The sequence below is a fragment of the Pseudomonas sp. H1_G08 genome (assembly GCF_054681355.1).
In genome coordinates this window covers 3,409,376-3,423,443 of record NZ_CP162822.1, presented here as the reverse complement: position 1 = coordinate 3,423,443, position 14,068 = coordinate 3,409,376, and the positions used below count along the sequence as shown (strand labels likewise).

Below are 14,068 nucleotides of genomic sequence, written 5' to 3'. Positions count from 1 at the left end.
GCGGCCTTTGTGAAGTTCTGGAGTTTCCCCCTCATGCGCACTTTTCGGCTGGTGATCTCTTGCCCGGACCGCGTTGGCATCGTTGCCAAAGTCAGTAATTTTCTGGCCTCTCATAATGGCTGGATCACCGAAGCGAGCCACCACTCTGACAATCAAGTGGGCTGGTTCTTCATGCGTCACGAAATCCGTGCCGATTCGCTGCCGTTCGGTATTGAAGAGTTGCGCGAGAAGTTCGCGCCGATCGCCGAAGAGTTCTCGATGGACTGGCGCATCACCGACACCGAGCAGAAAAAACGCGTGGTGCTGATGGCCAGCCGCGAATCCCACTGTCTGGCCGACCTGCTGCACCGCTGGCACAGCGATGAACTGGATTGCGAAATCGCCTGCGTGATCTCCAACCATGACGACCTGCGCAGCATGGTCGAGTGGCACGGCATCCCTTACTACCACGTGCCGGTCAATCCGCAGGACAAGCAGCCAGCATTCGACGAAGTATCGAGGCTGGTCAAACAGCACGACGCCGAAGTGGTGGTGCTGGCGCGCTACATGCAGATCCTGCCGCCGGACATGTGCCGCGAATACGCGCACAAAGTCATCAATATTCACCACAGCTTCCTGCCATCGTTCGTCGGCGCCAAGCCGTATCATCAGGCGTCGCTGCGTGGTGTGAAGCTGATCGGCGCGACCTGCCACTATGTCACTGAAGAGCTGGACGCCGGCCCGATCATCGAGCAGGACGTGGTGCGTGTCAGCCACAGCGACAGCATCGAAGACATGGTGCGTTTCGGCCGTGACGTCGAGAAGATGGTGCTGGCCCGTGGTCTGCGTTATCACCTGGAAGACCGCGTGCTGGTGCACGGCAACAAGACGGTTGTGTTCTGATCGAGCACGACACGCTTGAAAAACCAGGGGCCTGGGCGTTGAATCGCTCAGGCCCTTGTCATTTGAGCCCGAGGAAAAGTCATGAGCGATCCGCTGGACAAAGCCACTTCCAAAGCGCCCGCCACTCTCGGCGAGGGTTGCCTGAGTCGTTACGACCCGGATGACATGAGCCCGGACGACGGCACCGAATTCCCCGGTGCCGCCGAGCTTTGGGAGCAGCTCCAGCAAGAGCAGGACGAACCTAAGAAGCCTGCCTGACGTTCATCAACTTCTTCAGCAACGGCTTGCCCAGCATCAACACGAACACCGGGCCGCCAACCAGCAGATAGAAGTAATACGTCACCACGCGCCAGATCAGGATCGCCGCCGCTGCGGTGGATTTGCCCACCATCGGCGCGAGCAGCGCAGCCGAGGTCAGCTCTGCCGCACCGGCACCGCCGGGTAACAGACTGAACTGGCCGGCGCCCAGCGAGAGCATCTGCACCAGAAAGCTCCACGCCCACTGCAAATCCGCGCCGAGCCCGCGCAGGGCCAGATACAGCACGCTGTAGCGCAGCAGCCAGTGCACGCAGGTCAGGGCGAACACCTGAACCAGCGTCTGCCAGGGCAACTTCAAGGTATCGGTAAACGCTGCGAGAAAGTGCAGCAACTTGCGCGCCCAGCGTCGACGAGTGCGTGCCGTCACGTTCATTCCTGCCAACAGCCGCCCGCTCAGGCGAATCAACGCTCGGTGATAACGCGCGATCAACACGCAACTGAACAACCCCCCAAACAACGAAACGGCGCTGACGGTCAGCAGCCACTCGAGGCGATCGCTCAGGTGCTGGAACAGCGCATAGATCAGAATCCCGCTGAGTGCGCAGAGAAAGAACAGCAGATCGCTGAGCTGATCCATGGCAAACACCGCGCTGCCCCGCGCCGGACGCACGCCGCACCGGGCGAGCAATGCCATGATCGTCAGCGGTCCGCCACTACCGCCGGGCGTGGCGCAGTACGCGAACTCGGCCGCCATCACCACGCCGAGGCTTTTCAAGGGCGCGACTTTTTCTCGCTGGTCGCCGAGCAACAAACGCAAGCGCAGCGTATTGATGCCCCAGCAGAGCAGAATCATGCCGAACATGATCAACAGCCAGTGCAGCGGAAAACTGCGCAGGCGCGACCAGGTCTCGCCGCCGCCGAGCAGTACCGGAATCAGCACCGCCGCCAGCAGGCCGATCAGCAACAACAGGCTGCGCTTCATGCTGCGCGTTCCAGCTGACCGCGCTGTCGGGCCAGCCAGTCGATCTTGGTCAGCGGCACGCGTCCCTCCGCCAGCAGGCGTTGCAGCGTGTGCAACCAGTAATCGCGAGAAAAGCGGTGACGCATGTCCACCGGATGCAGGCCCAGACGAATCACCGATGCCTCGCGCCAGCGCTGTTCACGCTGGTCGCTGACGATTTTCGACAAGCCACGACGCCAGGCACTGCGCGCACTCCACACCAGCCCCGGTGCATCGATGGCGCTGAAGTCGGGCAAGCGATAAAGGTGCTGCGGATCGCTGGTGTAGCTGAGCGGCAATTCGCGCAAGGCCTGACGGGCGCCGTCGCTCATCAGCCAGGCCGGGGCGACGAAACCCTGCACCGGCCAGTCGTAGCGCTGAAACATGTCCAGACCTGCGTGCAGGCGGGCAAGGGCAGCTTCGCGGGACAGGCGGTAAAACTCGCCTTCGTGGGTGTAGACCCGGCGCATGAACCAGTCGCGCGGGGTGTTTGGCATGGGTTCCTGATCGTCGTGGTAGTAGCCGTGCAGCGCCAGTTCATCGCCTCGGGTGACCCTGGCATCGAGCACTCGGCGAAACGCCGGGTTGGCGTCAAGGGCATCGTGGCGATGGAAATCCGGCACCACCAGCCACGTCATCGGCACATCACCCAAGGCATCGACAGCCTCGACGAAGGGCTGGTAATCCGCCCACGTCGAGGGCGCCACATCATGCAACACCAGGCAAACAGCTTTCATTTCTTCAACCATTGGCCACCCGTGGCAGCGTATGGCCGAGCACGGCGTGATAGTGGCTGAGCAGGCTGTCGACCACGGTGTCCCAGGCATAATGCCGTTCGACGTGCTGGCGCGCCTGTTGACCGAGGCGGGCGCAGCCGCGACTGAACAGCTCGCGCACGGCATTGGCCATGGCCTGCGGATTGTTCGGTGCACAGAGCAGGCCGCAGGACTCGTTGACGATCTCTTCAAACGCCCCGGCCGCCACCGCCACCACGGGAATGCCGCAGGCCATGGCCTCAAGGATGACCAGGCCGAAGGTTTCCTGGTCGCCGGCATGCAGCAGCGCATCGGCGCTGGCCATCAGCCGCGCGACTTTCGGCGCCGGGCAGAATTCGTCGATGACGCTGACGTTGTCCGGCACCGCCGCAGGCATCGACGAGCCGACCAACAACAAGTGATAACGCGGACCAAGGCGCTGCATGCACTTGAGCAGCACCGGCAGGTTTTTCTCCTTGGAACCGCGCCCGGCAAAGATCAGCAGGCGCGTGTCTTCGGCAATGCCCAGCTCGGCCCGCAGCCCGGGGTCGCGGGCGTCGGGATGGAAGGTGTGCAGATCCACGCCCAGCGGTTGCACATGGACATTGCGTACACCAAGCCCGATGAGCTTGTCGGCCATGACCTGGCTCGGCGCGAGAACGCGGTCGAAATTGCCGTACAGACGAGTCACGTAAGCCTCGACATTCGGTGTGACCCAATGGCCCATGCGATTGCCCGCCAGCAGCGGCAGATCCGAGTGATAAAAGCCGATCACCGGAACGTCCAGCTGCCGCCGCGCATCCAGCGCTGCCCATGCGGTGAGGTAGGGATCGCCGACTTCGATCAGATCCGGCTGCAGATCCTGCAGGACGTTTCGCCATGGCGCCAGCCGCAGCGGGAAGCGATAGCCTTTGCCAAAGGGCAGGGCGGGCGCTGGAACCGTATAAATGCCGTCATGTTCACCCAGTCTCGCGCCGGGGATCAGCAGGCTGTGGCGAATGGCGTTGCGCTCGCCAAGGCGACGGTGTTTGGCATCCAGATAAGTCCGCACGCCACCGCTGGCCGGGGCGTAGAACATGGTGATGTCGGCGATATGCACGGTGAGCAACCCTCCGCTGTGTTGTTCTCCCTTGATTGACCTTTATCCAGAATAGATGTTCGGTCGGGATTGCGCGGTGGGGTGTCACTCGGGTTTTGTTGGAAGGTAGATATTCGCGAGCAGGCTCGCTCCCACAATGGAATGCATTTTCCCTGTAGGAGCGAGCCTGCTCGCGAAGTGGCCAGTCGCCGCAGCTTAAATCCTGAAGCTGCCCACCAATTGCTTGAGACGCGAAGCCTGCTGCTCCAGATCCGAACAAGCGCGCAACGTCGCTTGCAGGTTCTCCACGCCTTCCTGGTTCAGCGTGTTGATCTCGGTGATATCGACATTGATCGACTCGACCACAGCGGTTTGTTCCTCGGTCGCCGTCGCCACCGACTGGTTCATCCCGTCAATCTCGCCAATGCGCAAGGTCACGCTGTTCAGGCGTTCGCCGGCGAGGTTGGCGATCTCGACGCTGTCCTGGCTGTGGCGCTGGCTGTCGCTCATGGTGCTCACCGATTCCCGGGCGCCGACTTGCAGCTCCTCGATCATGGTCTGCACCTGTTGGGCCGATTCCTGAGTGCGGTGCGCGAGGTTGCGCACTTCGTCGGCCACCACGGCAAAACCACGACCGGCCTCACCGGCGCGCGCCGCTTCGATCGCCGCGTTCAGCGCCAACAGGTTGGTCTGCTGGGAAATGCTGGTGATCACTTCGAGAATCTGGCCGATGTTGACGGTCTTGCTGTTCAGCGACTCGATGTTGGTGCTCGACGCACTGAGCATGCTCGACAGCTGGTTCATCGCTTTGATGCTGCGCTCGACCACTTGCTGGCCATCCTCGGCCAGACCCCTGGCGTCGCTGGCCTGATTCGACGCTTGCGCGGCGTTGCGGGCGATTTCCTGGGCGGCGGCGCCGAGCTGATTGATCGCGGCAGCAACGCTGCTGGTGCGCGAGGCTTGCTGGTCGGAGTTGTACATCGACGAGTTCGACGCAGCGACCACGCGCAGGGCGACCTCGTTGACCTGGCCGGTGGCCGAGGACACTTCGCGGATCGAGCCGTGAATGCGCTCGACGAAGCGGTTGAACGCGGTGCCGAGGATGCCGAATTCATCGTTATTGACGATGTTCAGGCGTTTGGTAAGGTCGCCTTCGCCGTCGGCGATGTCTTCCATGGCGCGGGTCATCACGTGCAGCGGCTGGATCAGCAAGCGGATGAGCATGCCGAGCAGGGCAATGATGATTACCACGGCAATGATGGTTGCGATTACCGCTGAGGTGCGGAATTCGCTGAGCATCGCGTAGGCCTGGTCTTTATCGATCGACAGACCGATGTACCAGTTCACCGACGGCAGGCCCTTGATCGGAGCGAAGGTGACGATGCGGGTTTTGCCATCAACCGTTACTTCGCTGAAATCGCTGCTGATGCGCGGCGTGTCTTGTGGGTAGGCTTCTTTGAGCGACTTCATTACCAGGGCCTTGTCCGGGTGGACGAGGATCTTGCCGTCAGCGCTGATCAGAAACGCATAGCCCATGCCGTCGAAATCCCGCGCGGCGAGGGTGTCGATCAGCGATTGCAGGCTGAGGTCGCCGCCGACCACGCCGACGCTCTGCCCGGCCTTTTTCGACGCGGTGGCGATGGAGATGATCAACTGGCCGGTGGCCGCATCGATGTAGGGTTCGGTCAGGGTCGAGGTGCTGCTGCTTTCGGCACCTTTATACCAAGGGCGTACGCGCGGATCGAAACCGTCCGGCATCTTCACGTCCGGGCGGATGGTGAAATGCCCGGTGGCATCGCCCAGGTAGGTGGCCATGAACGTCGTGGTCAGGCTTTTCTGTTCCAGCAGGCTGGCGACCGTGGCAGGTTCCGGGTTGATGGCGATGTTCTGCGCGGCGTTCTCGATCAGCAGAATGCGCCCGCTGAGCCAGGTCTGGATGTTGCCGGCGGTGACCTCGCCCATTTCATTGAGGTAGTTGTTCAGATCATCGCGGATCGCATTGCGCTGCAGCCAGTCGTTGTACAACGTGAACGAGGCAAAAGCGGCAATGACGATGAGAGCGGCGGCAAGCAAAATCTTATGGCTGAAGCGCAGGTTTTTGTTCATGGCTTGGGGTTCCGCTAAGGTCTTAATGTCCTGGGCGTGCTTTGATAGAGACGCGCACTATGGGCAAGGTTGAAAAATTGATATTTCCGGCTCTCCTTAGGGAAATGTCCGACCCGGTTTTCTGGCGGGTCTGTCCAATTTATGTATCGGCCATGTGTCATCAAAGATTAACCATTGGGTGAGAAAATGCCTGACTCCTCGCAACTCGTTATCGGCGCTGATCCGGCCGCGCAACCCATCGCTCAGGCCATGCGCCTGGCCAACCGCCACGGCCTGATCGCCGGCGCCACCGGCACCGGTAAAACCGTGACGTTGCAGCGCCTGGCCGAAGCGTTCAGCGACGCCGGTGTGGCAGTGTTCGCTGCCGACATCAAGGGCGACCTGTGCGGCCTCGGTGCTGCCGGCAACCCGCAGGGCAAAGTGGCCGAGCGCATCGCCGGCATGCCCTGGCTTGGTCACACGCCGCAGGCTTATCCCGTCACGCTGTGGGACATCCACGGTGAATCCGGTCATCCGCTGCGCACCACCCTGAGCGAAATGGGTCCGCTACTGATCGGCAGCCTGCTCGAGCTGACCGACAGTCAGCAGTCGGCGCTGTACGCGGCCTTCAAGGTGGCGGATCGCGAAGGGCTGTTGCTGCTGGATCTCAAGGATCTGAAAGCGCTGCTCAATCACCTCAAGGACAATCCACAGTTGCTCGGCGAAGACGCCGCGCTGATGACCACCGGTTCCAGCCAGGCACTGTTGCGCCGGTTGGCGACGCTGGAACAGCAGGGCGCCGAAGCCCTGTTCGGCGAGCCGGCGCTGCAACTCGAAGACATTCTGCAACCGGGCGCCGATGGCCGTGGACGTATCCATCTGCTCGATGCCAGTCGGCTGGTGCACGAGGCGCCGAAGGTTTACGCAACGTTCCTGCTGTGGCTGCTGGCCGAGTTGTTCGAGCAACTGCCCGAGCGCGGCGACGCCGACAAACCGCTGCTGGCGCTGTTTTTCGACGAGGCGCACTTACTGTTCGGCGACACGCCCAAAGCTCTGCAGGAACGGCTTGAGCAAGTGGTGCGCTTGATTCGTTCCAAAGGCGTTGGCGTGTATTTCGTCACCCAGTCGCCAGCGGACTTGCCGGATGACGTGCTGGCGCAGTTGGGCTTGCGCATTCAACACGGTCTGCGTGCGTTCACCGCCAAAGAGCAGAAATCCCTGCGTGCGGTTGCGGATGGCTTTCGGCCGAATCCGGCGTTCGACAGTCTGTCGGTGCTGACTGAGTTAGGTATTGGTGAGGCGCTGGTCGGCACGCTGACCGAGAAGGGCACGCCGGAAATGGTCCAGCGTGTGTTGGTGGCGCCGCCGCAATCGCGGATCGGCCCGCTGACTGAAACCGAGCGCACCGTGCTGATCGCCGGCTCGCCGTTCAAGGGCCGTTATGACAAGCCGATCGATCGCGAGTCGGCCTATGAAATCCTGATGGGACGCAAAGGGCTGGCGCCCGAGGCTGAAACACCAGCGGGCAAACCAGCGGCCGCAGAGCCAAGCCTGGCTGACCGCGCTGGCGAATTCCTCGGCACGGCGGCAGGGCAGGCGCTGAAATCGGCGATGCGCCAGGCGGCCAATAATCTCGGCAAGCAGTTGGTGCGCGGGTTGATGGGGTCGCTGCTCGGCGGCAGCAAGCGCCGCTAAAAGCAAAGATCGCAGCCTTCGGCAGCTCCTACAGTTGAAATGCATTCATTCTGTAGATACCGTCTTGAGCCTCACCGGGCAAGCGCAAGTTTCGGGTCATATGGCAGTCCTGACTTGAGCACTCCGTAAATGAAGTGCAGCAGCTTGCGCATTGCTGCGCAGATGATCTGCTTGGGGGCCTTGCCATTGGCTTCCAGGCGTTCTTTCATCGCCTTGATCGCCTTATTGTGTTTCAGCGCCACCATGCCAGGCATGTAAAGGCCTGCACGCAGCCGTGCTGACCCTACTCTTGAGATCAGGGTGTGACCTTTGAGCTTTCCTGATTCCTGCAGCTTTGGATTGAGCCCTGCGGCAGCGACCAGTTGGCGAGGATCACTGTATTTGCGCAGGTCACCCAGTTCGGCGAGCAATCGTTCAAGCGTTTTTTGTCCGATGCCGTCGATGGTTACGATGAGATCCCGCATCTGACGCATATCCGGGTCGTCATCGATGTGTTTTTTGATCGCCTTATGCGTTTCTACGATCTCTTTTTCGATATGGCGCAGAACGGAGTTGATCGAGTCTTTGACCTTTTCGTCGGAAACGTCCAGACGATTGAGCTCCATTTGTTCCATTTCGTGAAGGTCATCCAGGCGGCGCACCATTGCTTTTAACTGGCGGTATTTCAGCGGCTCAGGCGCCCATGGGTGAAGTTTTTGATCCTTTTCCCGGGCAAAGTCGGCGATCAGTTTGGCATCGCTTTTATCAGTCTTGATGCGGCGCAGTTCGCTGTCAGCGTACGCTTTGGTCGTAGCCGGGTTCACGACGCAGACCCGGAAGCCTTTGTTGTAAACGAATTCCGCGAGCTCCAAATGGTAGACGCTGGTGGCTTCCATCACGATCAGGGCCGAACGCTCGGCATTTTTTTCTAGCCACGCCTCAAACTCTTTAAAGCCCTTTGGATCGTTGGCCAGCTTGGCCTTGGTTTTGTGCTTGCCGTTGGGCTGGTGTGTAGCGATATCAAAGGTGTTCTTTGCGATGTCGACGCCAACGAAACCGGACATGATTGATTCTCCACTTGTTCCCTGTTGCGATCATCACGTCACTCTGTCCAACCTTGCGAATGCGGGCTCTCGCCGCAGGCGGGCCCAAGATACCGTGCGAACTGTACGAGTGAGTGTGGAGGGCTGGAGCACGATCTACGTCACAGGCAAAAAGCCTAAGGAGCTGCGCGGCTTCCAAGTCCCTCCCTCGATGATCAGTCGAGAACTATCGCTCCTGACGGAGCGTTAGTCGAGATACAAGGAGCTGCCGAAGGCTGCGATCTTTTGATTTTGCTTCAGGCTTTCCCCTTGGCATGCGCCGCCAGCCGCTCCAGCGCCGCGCGCAATCCCGGATCGCTGATCCCGTCGGCCGTCGACTGAATCGTCTCTGCCGCACTGCTCGACAGATCCATGGTGTGCCCAACCGCCCGATGCTGCACGATCGGCGGGCGTACGCTGAATTTGATCCGCGTCAGGTTGGCGAACTCTTCGAACAGTTGCAGTTGCCGTTGCAGGCGTTTCTGCTGATAGCGCAGGCGCGTCGCCCAATGGCCGTCAGTGACCACCAGTGACAGCTCGCCTTCGCGCCATTTGGCCACGCGGCAATGCTCGCGGGCGGCCGGTTGCAGCTGGCTTTCGAGCAGACGCTGCAAATGCTCCAGGCGCTGGGCATGGCCGAGGATGGCTTTGAGCGGTTTGGCTTCACGTAACAGAACGGCGGGTGCTCTGGCCGTGAGAGGGCGAAACGCCATGATCGAACACCTGAAAGTCACAGAGGCGCCATGGTAGCAGAAAGCTGCGGAACCTCTGGGCCATTGCTTTTGTCCCTGATTTACTCATTAAATCAACGCCTGACTTCTTTCCCCCGACGGGTTGAAGTTGAGCAAAACGCCCCTATTTTAAGTGAGCCCCGTCAAAGCGCAGTGCCAGCATCGTGGAACATCGCCACTTTCCTCACCACCGTTTCCGGGTAGAATGCTCGTTCGCATGCGGCCATGAGGGCTGCACGGGCGACTCACGGGGCCGCCCTCCATCCCTTTAGTGTGGAAGATCCTGCCGATATGTTTGCGCCTTTGTTAAAGAAACTTTTTGGAAGCAAGAACGAGCGTGAAGTCAAACGCATGCTCAAGACGGTGCAGCTCGTCAATGCCTTCGAAGAGCAAATGGTGGCCCTTTCGGACGATCAATTGCGCGCCAAGACCGCCGAGTTCAAGGCCCGTATCGCCAAAGGGGAAACCCTCGACAAGCTGTTGCCGGAAGCCTTCGCCGTCGCCCGCGAGGCCGGCAAGCGTGTGATGGGCATGCGCCACTTCGACGTGCAACTCGTCGGCGGCATGACCTTGCACGAAGGCAAGATCGCCGAAATGCGCACCGGTGAGGGCAAGACCCTCGTGGCCACCCTGGGTGTTTACCTCAACGCACTGTCCGGCAAGGGCGTGCACGTTGTGACCGTGAACGATTACCTGGCCCGCCGCGACGCCAACTGGATGCGCCCGCTGTATGAATTCCTCGGCCTGACTGTCGGCGTCGTGACGCCGTTCCAGCCGCCGGAAGAAAAGCGTGCCGCCTACGCTGCCGACATCACCTACGGCACCAACAACGAATTCGGTTTCGACTACCTGCGCGACAACATGGCGTTCAGCATGGATGAAAAATTCCAGCGCGAACTCAACTTTGCCGTGATCGACGAAGTCGACTCCATCCTCATCGACGAAGCGCGTACCCCGCTGATCATTTCCGGTCAGGCCGAGGACAGCTCCAAGCTGTACATGGAGATCAACAAACTGATCCCGCAGCTGGAACTGCACGTCGAGGAAGTTGAAGGCCAGGTCACCAAGGCCGGCCACTACACCGTTGACGAAAAGACCCGCCAGGTCGAACTCAACGAAGCCGGTCACCAGTTCATCGAAGAAATGCTCACCCGCGTCGGCCTGCTGGCCGAAGGCGAAAGCCTGTACTCGGCGCACAACCTTGGCCTGCTGACCCACGTCTACGCCGGTCTGCGTGCGCACAAGCTGTTCAATCGCAACATCGAATACATCGTGCAGGACGGTCAGGTCGTACTGGTCGACGAACACACCGGTCGTACCATGCCGGGTCGTCGTCTGTCCGAAGGCCTGCACCAGGCTATCGAAGCCAAGGAAGGTCTGAACATCCAGGCTGAGAGCCAGACCCTGGCCTCGACCACTTTCCAGAACTACTTCCGTCTGTACACCAAGCTGTCCGGTATGACCGGTACCGCCGACACCGAAGCGTTCGAATTCCACCAGATCTATGGTCTGGAAGTCATGGTCATTCCGCCGAACAAACCGTTGGCGCGTAAAGACTACAACGACCTGGTGTTCCTCACCGCCGAAGAGAAATACGCGGCGATCGTCGCGGACATCAAGGAAAGCATGGCCGCCGGTCGTCCGGTGCTGGTGGGTACCGCGACCATCGAGACGTCCGAGCACATGTCCGAATTGCTCGTCAAAGAAGGCATCGAACACAAGGTTCTCAACGCCAAGTTCCACGAAAAAGAAGCTGAGATCATCGCTCAGGCCGGTCGTCCGGGTGCGCTGACCATCGCCACCAACATGGCCGGTCGTGGTACCGATATCCTGTTGGGCGGCAACTGGGAAGTGGAAGTCGCTTCGCTGGAAAACCCTACCCCTGAGCAGATCGCGCAGATCAAGGCCGACTGGCAGAAGCGTCACCAGCAAGTATTGGAATCCGGCGGCTTGCAGGTAATTGCTTCCGAACGTCACGAATCGCGCCGTATCGACAACCAGCTGCGTGGCCGTGCCGGTCGTCAGGGCGATGCCGGTTCGAGCCGCTTCTACCTGTCGCTGGAAGACAGCCTGATGCGCATCTTCGCCTCCGACCGGGTGAAGAACTTCATGAAAGCCCTGGGCATGCAGCCGGGCGAAGCGATCGAGCACCGTATGGTGACCAACGCGATCGAGAAGGCGCAGCGCAAGGTTGAAGGCCGCAACTTCGACATCCGCAAGCAACTGCTCGAGTTCGACGACGTCAACAACGAACAGCGTAAAGTGATCTATCACATGCGTAACACGTTGCTGGCCGCTGACAACATCGGTGAGACCATCGCCGACTTCCGTCAGGACGTGCTCAACGCTACCGTCAGCGCGCACATTCCGCCGCAATCACTGCCAGAGCAGTGGGATGTGGCCGGTCTGGAAGCGTCGATCGAAAGCGATTTCGGCGTGAAACTGCCGATCCAGCAATGGCTCGACGAAGACGATCACCTGTACGAAGAAACCCTGCGCGAGAAGCTCATGACCGAGCTGATGGCGGCGTACAACGAGAAAGAAGACCAGGCCGGTGCCGAGGCGCTGCGCTCGTTCGAGAAGCAGATCGTCCTGCGCGTACTGGACGACCTGTGGAAAGACCACCTGTCGACCATGGATCACCTGCGTCACGGCATTCACCTGCGTGGCTATGCGCAGAAGAACCCGAAGCAGGAATACAAGCGCGAATCCTTCACGCTGTTCTCCGAGCTGCTGGATTCGATCAAGCGCGACTCGATCCGCGTGCTCTCGCATGTTCAGGTGCGTCGCGAAGATCCGGAAGCCGAAGAGCAACGCCTGCGTCAGGAAGCCGAAGCACTGGCGGCGCGCATGCAGTTCGAACACGCCGAAGCGCCTGGGCTGGATCAGCCGGAAGCGCTGGGTGAGGAGGTCGATGTGGCACTGGCCACCGCCGCTGCCCCGGTGCGCAACGAGCAGAAGCTGGGCCGCAACGAACTGTGCTACTGCGGTTCGGGCAAGAAATACAAGCATTGCCACGGGCAGATCCAGTAAAACCCGTTTCAATCGCTGAACACCCCGCGCCGCGACCGGCTCCTGCCGTCGCGGCGTTTTGCCATTTATCCCACCGTCCTTTCCCGTGGCGGTGCTGACATCATTGAGTAAGGAGCGCATTCATGGCTGTTGGTCTTGGTCCTTTGCCAACGTTGCACCCGGTTGCCGGTTTTGAACTCGGTATCGCCTCGGCCGGCATCAAGCGCCCGGGGCGCAAGGATGTAGTGGTGATGCGCTGTGCTGAAGGTTCCACCGTGGCTGGCGTGTTCACCCTGAACGCGTTCTGCGCCGCACCAGTGATCCTGGCGAAAAAGCGCGTGCACAATGCCGTGCGTTACTTGCTGACCAATACCGGCAATGCCAACGCCGGTACCGGCGAGCCTGGCTTGGCGGCTGCCGAGCGCACCACCGCTAAGTTGGCCGAGCTGACCGGCGTCGATGCCAGCCAGATTCTGCCGTATTCCACTGGCGTGATCGGCGAGCCGCTGCCGGTCGAGAAGATCGAAGGCGCACTGCAAGCCGCGCTGGATGATCTGTCGGAGAACAACTGGGAAGCCGCCGCCACCGGCATCATGACCACCGACACGCTGCCCAAGGGCGCCAGCCGCCAGTTCGAGCATGACGGCGTGACCATCACTGTCACCGGCATCAGCAAAGGCGCCGGCATGATTCGCCCGAACATGGCGACCATGCTGGGTTACATCGCCACCGACGCCAAAGTCTCCCGCGAGGTGCTGCACAATCTGATGCTCGATGGCGCCAATAAGTCGTTCAACCGCATCACCATCGACGGCGACACCTCGACCAACGATTGCTGCATGCTGATCGCCACTGGCAAGGCCGCGCTGCCGGAAATCACCCGCGCTGAAGGCGAGCTGTTCGCCAAGCTGAAACAAGCCGTGTTCGAAGTGTGCATGGATGTCGCCCAGGCCATCGTGCGTGACGGCGAAGGCGCGACCAAATTCGTTACCGTTGAAGTGAATGGCGGCGGCAATCATCAGGAATGCCTGGACGTCGGTTACACCGTGGCCCACTCGCCGCTGATCAAGACCGCGCTGTTCGCCTCTGACCCGAACTGGGGCCGTATCCTCGCTGCCGTGGGTCGTGCCGGCGTGCCGGATCTGGACGTGAGCAAGATCGACGTGTTCCTCGGCGACGTGTGCATCGCCAGCCGTGGCGCTCGCGCAGCGACCTACACTGAAGCCCAGGGCTCGGCAGTGATGCAGCAGGAAGAAATCACCATCCGCATCGAACTGGGCCGTGGCGATTGCAGCGAAACCATCTGGACCACCGACCTGTCGCATGAGTACGTGAAGATCAACGCTGAATACCGTACTTGATTCAAGGTGTGGGAGTGGGCTGCCGGCCTCTTCGCGGGCAAGCCCGCTCCCACAGTGATTGCGGTCGTTCACAAATGCCGTGTACACCACCAAAACCTGTGGGAGCGGGCTTGCCCGCGATGACGGACGACCAGACGCCAGACATTCTGG

The 14,068-nt window shown here is 60.7% G+C and carries 11 protein-coding genes and 1 pseudogene; 5 read left to right on the top strand and 7 right to left on the bottom strand.

The features are described from left to right. Positions 1–33 precede the first annotated feature (33 nt). Together purU and AB4N85_RS15555 are read left to right on the top strand one after the other, a co-directional pair. The gene (purU, locus tag AB4N85_RS15560; protein WP_041479808.1) at positions 34–882 is read left to right on the top strand and encodes a formyltetrahydrofolate deformylase; all 849 of its coding nucleotides are present in this window, start codon (positions 34–36) and stop codon (positions 880–882) included. Between the two features lie 81 nt (positions 883–963). Then, positions 964–1,140, top strand: a complete 177-nt coding sequence (locus AB4N85_RS15555; RefSeq protein ID WP_016773478.1) for a hypothetical protein — start codon at positions 964–966, stop codon at positions 1,138–1,140. Here the strand turns inward: AB4N85_RS15555 and AB4N85_RS15550 are convergent. From AB4N85_RS15550 to AB4N85_RS15530, 5 genes and pseudogenes are all read right to left on the bottom strand, one after another. Then, positions 1,124–2,122 (bottom strand): lysylphosphatidylglycerol synthase transmembrane domain-containing protein, encoded by a 999-nt coding sequence (locus AB4N85_RS15550; protein WP_252878782.1) that lies wholly within the window; start codon positions 2,120–2,122, stop codon positions 1,124–1,126. The two genes, AB4N85_RS15555 and AB4N85_RS15550, sit on opposite strands and share 17 nt — an antisense overlap. Further along, positions 2,119–2,889, bottom strand: a complete 771-nt coding sequence (locus AB4N85_RS15545; RefSeq protein WP_252868166.1) for a DUF2334 domain-containing protein — start codon at positions 2,887–2,889, stop codon at positions 2,119–2,121. Before AB4N85_RS15545 ends, AB4N85_RS15550 begins: the two co-directional genes overlap by 4 nt. Then, positions 2,882–3,973, bottom strand: coding sequence for a glycosyltransferase family 4 protein (locus AB4N85_RS15540; protein ID WP_252869567.1), 1,092 nt, complete (start codon positions 3,971–3,973; stop codon positions 2,882–2,884). The genes AB4N85_RS15545 and AB4N85_RS15540 overlap by 8 nt, the downstream gene beginning before the upstream one ends. Positions 3,974–4,189: 216 nt before the next feature. Further along, positions 4,190–4,954 carry a methyl-accepting chemotaxis protein gene (locus tag AB4N85_RS15535; protein ID WP_425375757.1) on the bottom strand — a complete coding sequence of 255 codons (765 nt, stop codon included), beginning with the start codon at positions 4,952–4,954 and terminating at the stop codon, positions 4,190–4,192. Between the two features lie 93 nt (positions 4,955–5,047). Then, positions 5,048–6,079 (bottom strand): annotated as a pseudogene (locus AB4N85_RS15530) (HAMP domain-containing protein); the annotation flags it as partial. Between the two features lie 186 nt (positions 6,080–6,265). Here AB4N85_RS15530 and AB4N85_RS15525 point away from each other — a divergent pair. After that, positions 6,266–7,753, top strand: coding sequence for a helicase HerA-like domain-containing protein (locus AB4N85_RS15525; RefSeq protein WP_252868164.1), 1,488 nt, complete (start codon positions 6,266–6,268; stop codon positions 7,751–7,753). Between the two features lie 71 nt (positions 7,754–7,824). Here AB4N85_RS15525 and AB4N85_RS15520 read toward each other — a convergent pair whose 3' ends face one another. Continuing rightward, positions 7,825–8,796: an IS110 family RNA-guided transposase gene (locus tag AB4N85_RS15520; RefSeq protein ID WP_252868163.1), complete on the bottom strand. Its 972-nt coding sequence runs from the start codon at positions 8,794–8,796 to the stop codon at positions 7,825–7,827. Positions 8,797–9,071: 275 nt separating this feature from the next. Next, on the bottom strand, positions 9,072–9,527 hold the full coding sequence (locus AB4N85_RS15515; RefSeq protein WP_071173369.1) for a DUF721 domain-containing protein: 456 nt from the start codon (positions 9,525–9,527) through the stop codon (positions 9,072–9,074). A gap of 309 nt (positions 9,528–9,836) precedes the next feature. Between AB4N85_RS15515 and secA the strand changes: the two genes are divergently transcribed. Together secA and argJ are read left to right on the top strand one after the other, a co-directional pair. Next, on the top strand, positions 9,837–12,578 hold the full coding sequence (gene secA / locus AB4N85_RS15510; RefSeq protein WP_038861039.1) for a preprotein translocase subunit SecA: 2,742 nt from the start codon (positions 9,837–9,839) through the stop codon (positions 12,576–12,578). 122 nt (positions 12,579–12,700) lie between these two features. Further along, positions 12,701–13,918, top strand: coding sequence for a bifunctional glutamate N-acetyltransferase/amino-acid acetyltransferase ArgJ (gene argJ / locus AB4N85_RS15505; RefSeq protein ID WP_041479803.1), 1,218 nt, complete (start codon positions 12,701–12,703; stop codon positions 13,916–13,918). Positions 13,919–14,068: the final 150 nt, after the last annotated feature.

Bases quoted from the DNA above. Each gene is read 5' to 3' on its own strand.
- AB4N85_RS15525 (WP_252868164.1), top strand. From the start codon at position 6,266: ATGCCTGACTCCTCGCAACTCGTTATCGGCGCTGATCCGGCCGCGCAA.
- AB4N85_RS15535 (WP_425375757.1), bottom strand. From the start codon at position 4,954: ATGTACAACTCCGACCAGCAAGCCTCGCGCACCAGCAGCGTTGCTGCC.
- AB4N85_RS15515 (WP_071173369.1), bottom strand. From the start codon at position 9,527: ATGGCGTTTCGCCCTCTCACGGCCAGAGCACCCGCCGTTCTGTTACGT.
- AB4N85_RS15555 (WP_016773478.1), top strand. From the start codon at position 964: ATGAGCGATCCGCTGGACAAAGCCACTTCCAAAGCGCCCGCCACTCTC.
- argJ (WP_041479803.1), top strand. From the start codon at position 12,701: ATGGCTGTTGGTCTTGGTCCTTTGCCAACGTTGCACCCGGTTGCCGGT.
- AB4N85_RS15545 (WP_252868166.1), bottom strand. From the start codon at position 2,889: ATGGTTGAAGAAATGAAAGCTGTTTGCCTGGTGTTGCATGATGTGGCG.
- AB4N85_RS15520 (WP_252868163.1), bottom strand. From the start codon at position 8,796: ATGTCCGGTTTCGTTGGCGTCGACATCGCAAAGAACACCTTTGATATC.
- purU (WP_041479808.1), top strand. From the start codon at position 34: ATGCGCACTTTTCGGCTGGTGATCTCTTGCCCGGACCGCGTTGGCATC.
- AB4N85_RS15540 (WP_252869567.1), bottom strand. From the start codon at position 3,973: ATGTTCTACGCCCCGGCCAGCGGTGGCGTGCGGACTTATCTGGATGCC.
- AB4N85_RS15550 (WP_252878782.1), bottom strand. From the start codon at position 2,122: ATGAAGCGCAGCCTGTTGTTGCTGATCGGCCTGCTGGCGGCGGTGCTG.
- secA (WP_038861039.1), top strand. From the start codon at position 9,837: ATGTTTGCGCCTTTGTTAAAGAAACTTTTTGGAAGCAAGAACGAGCGT.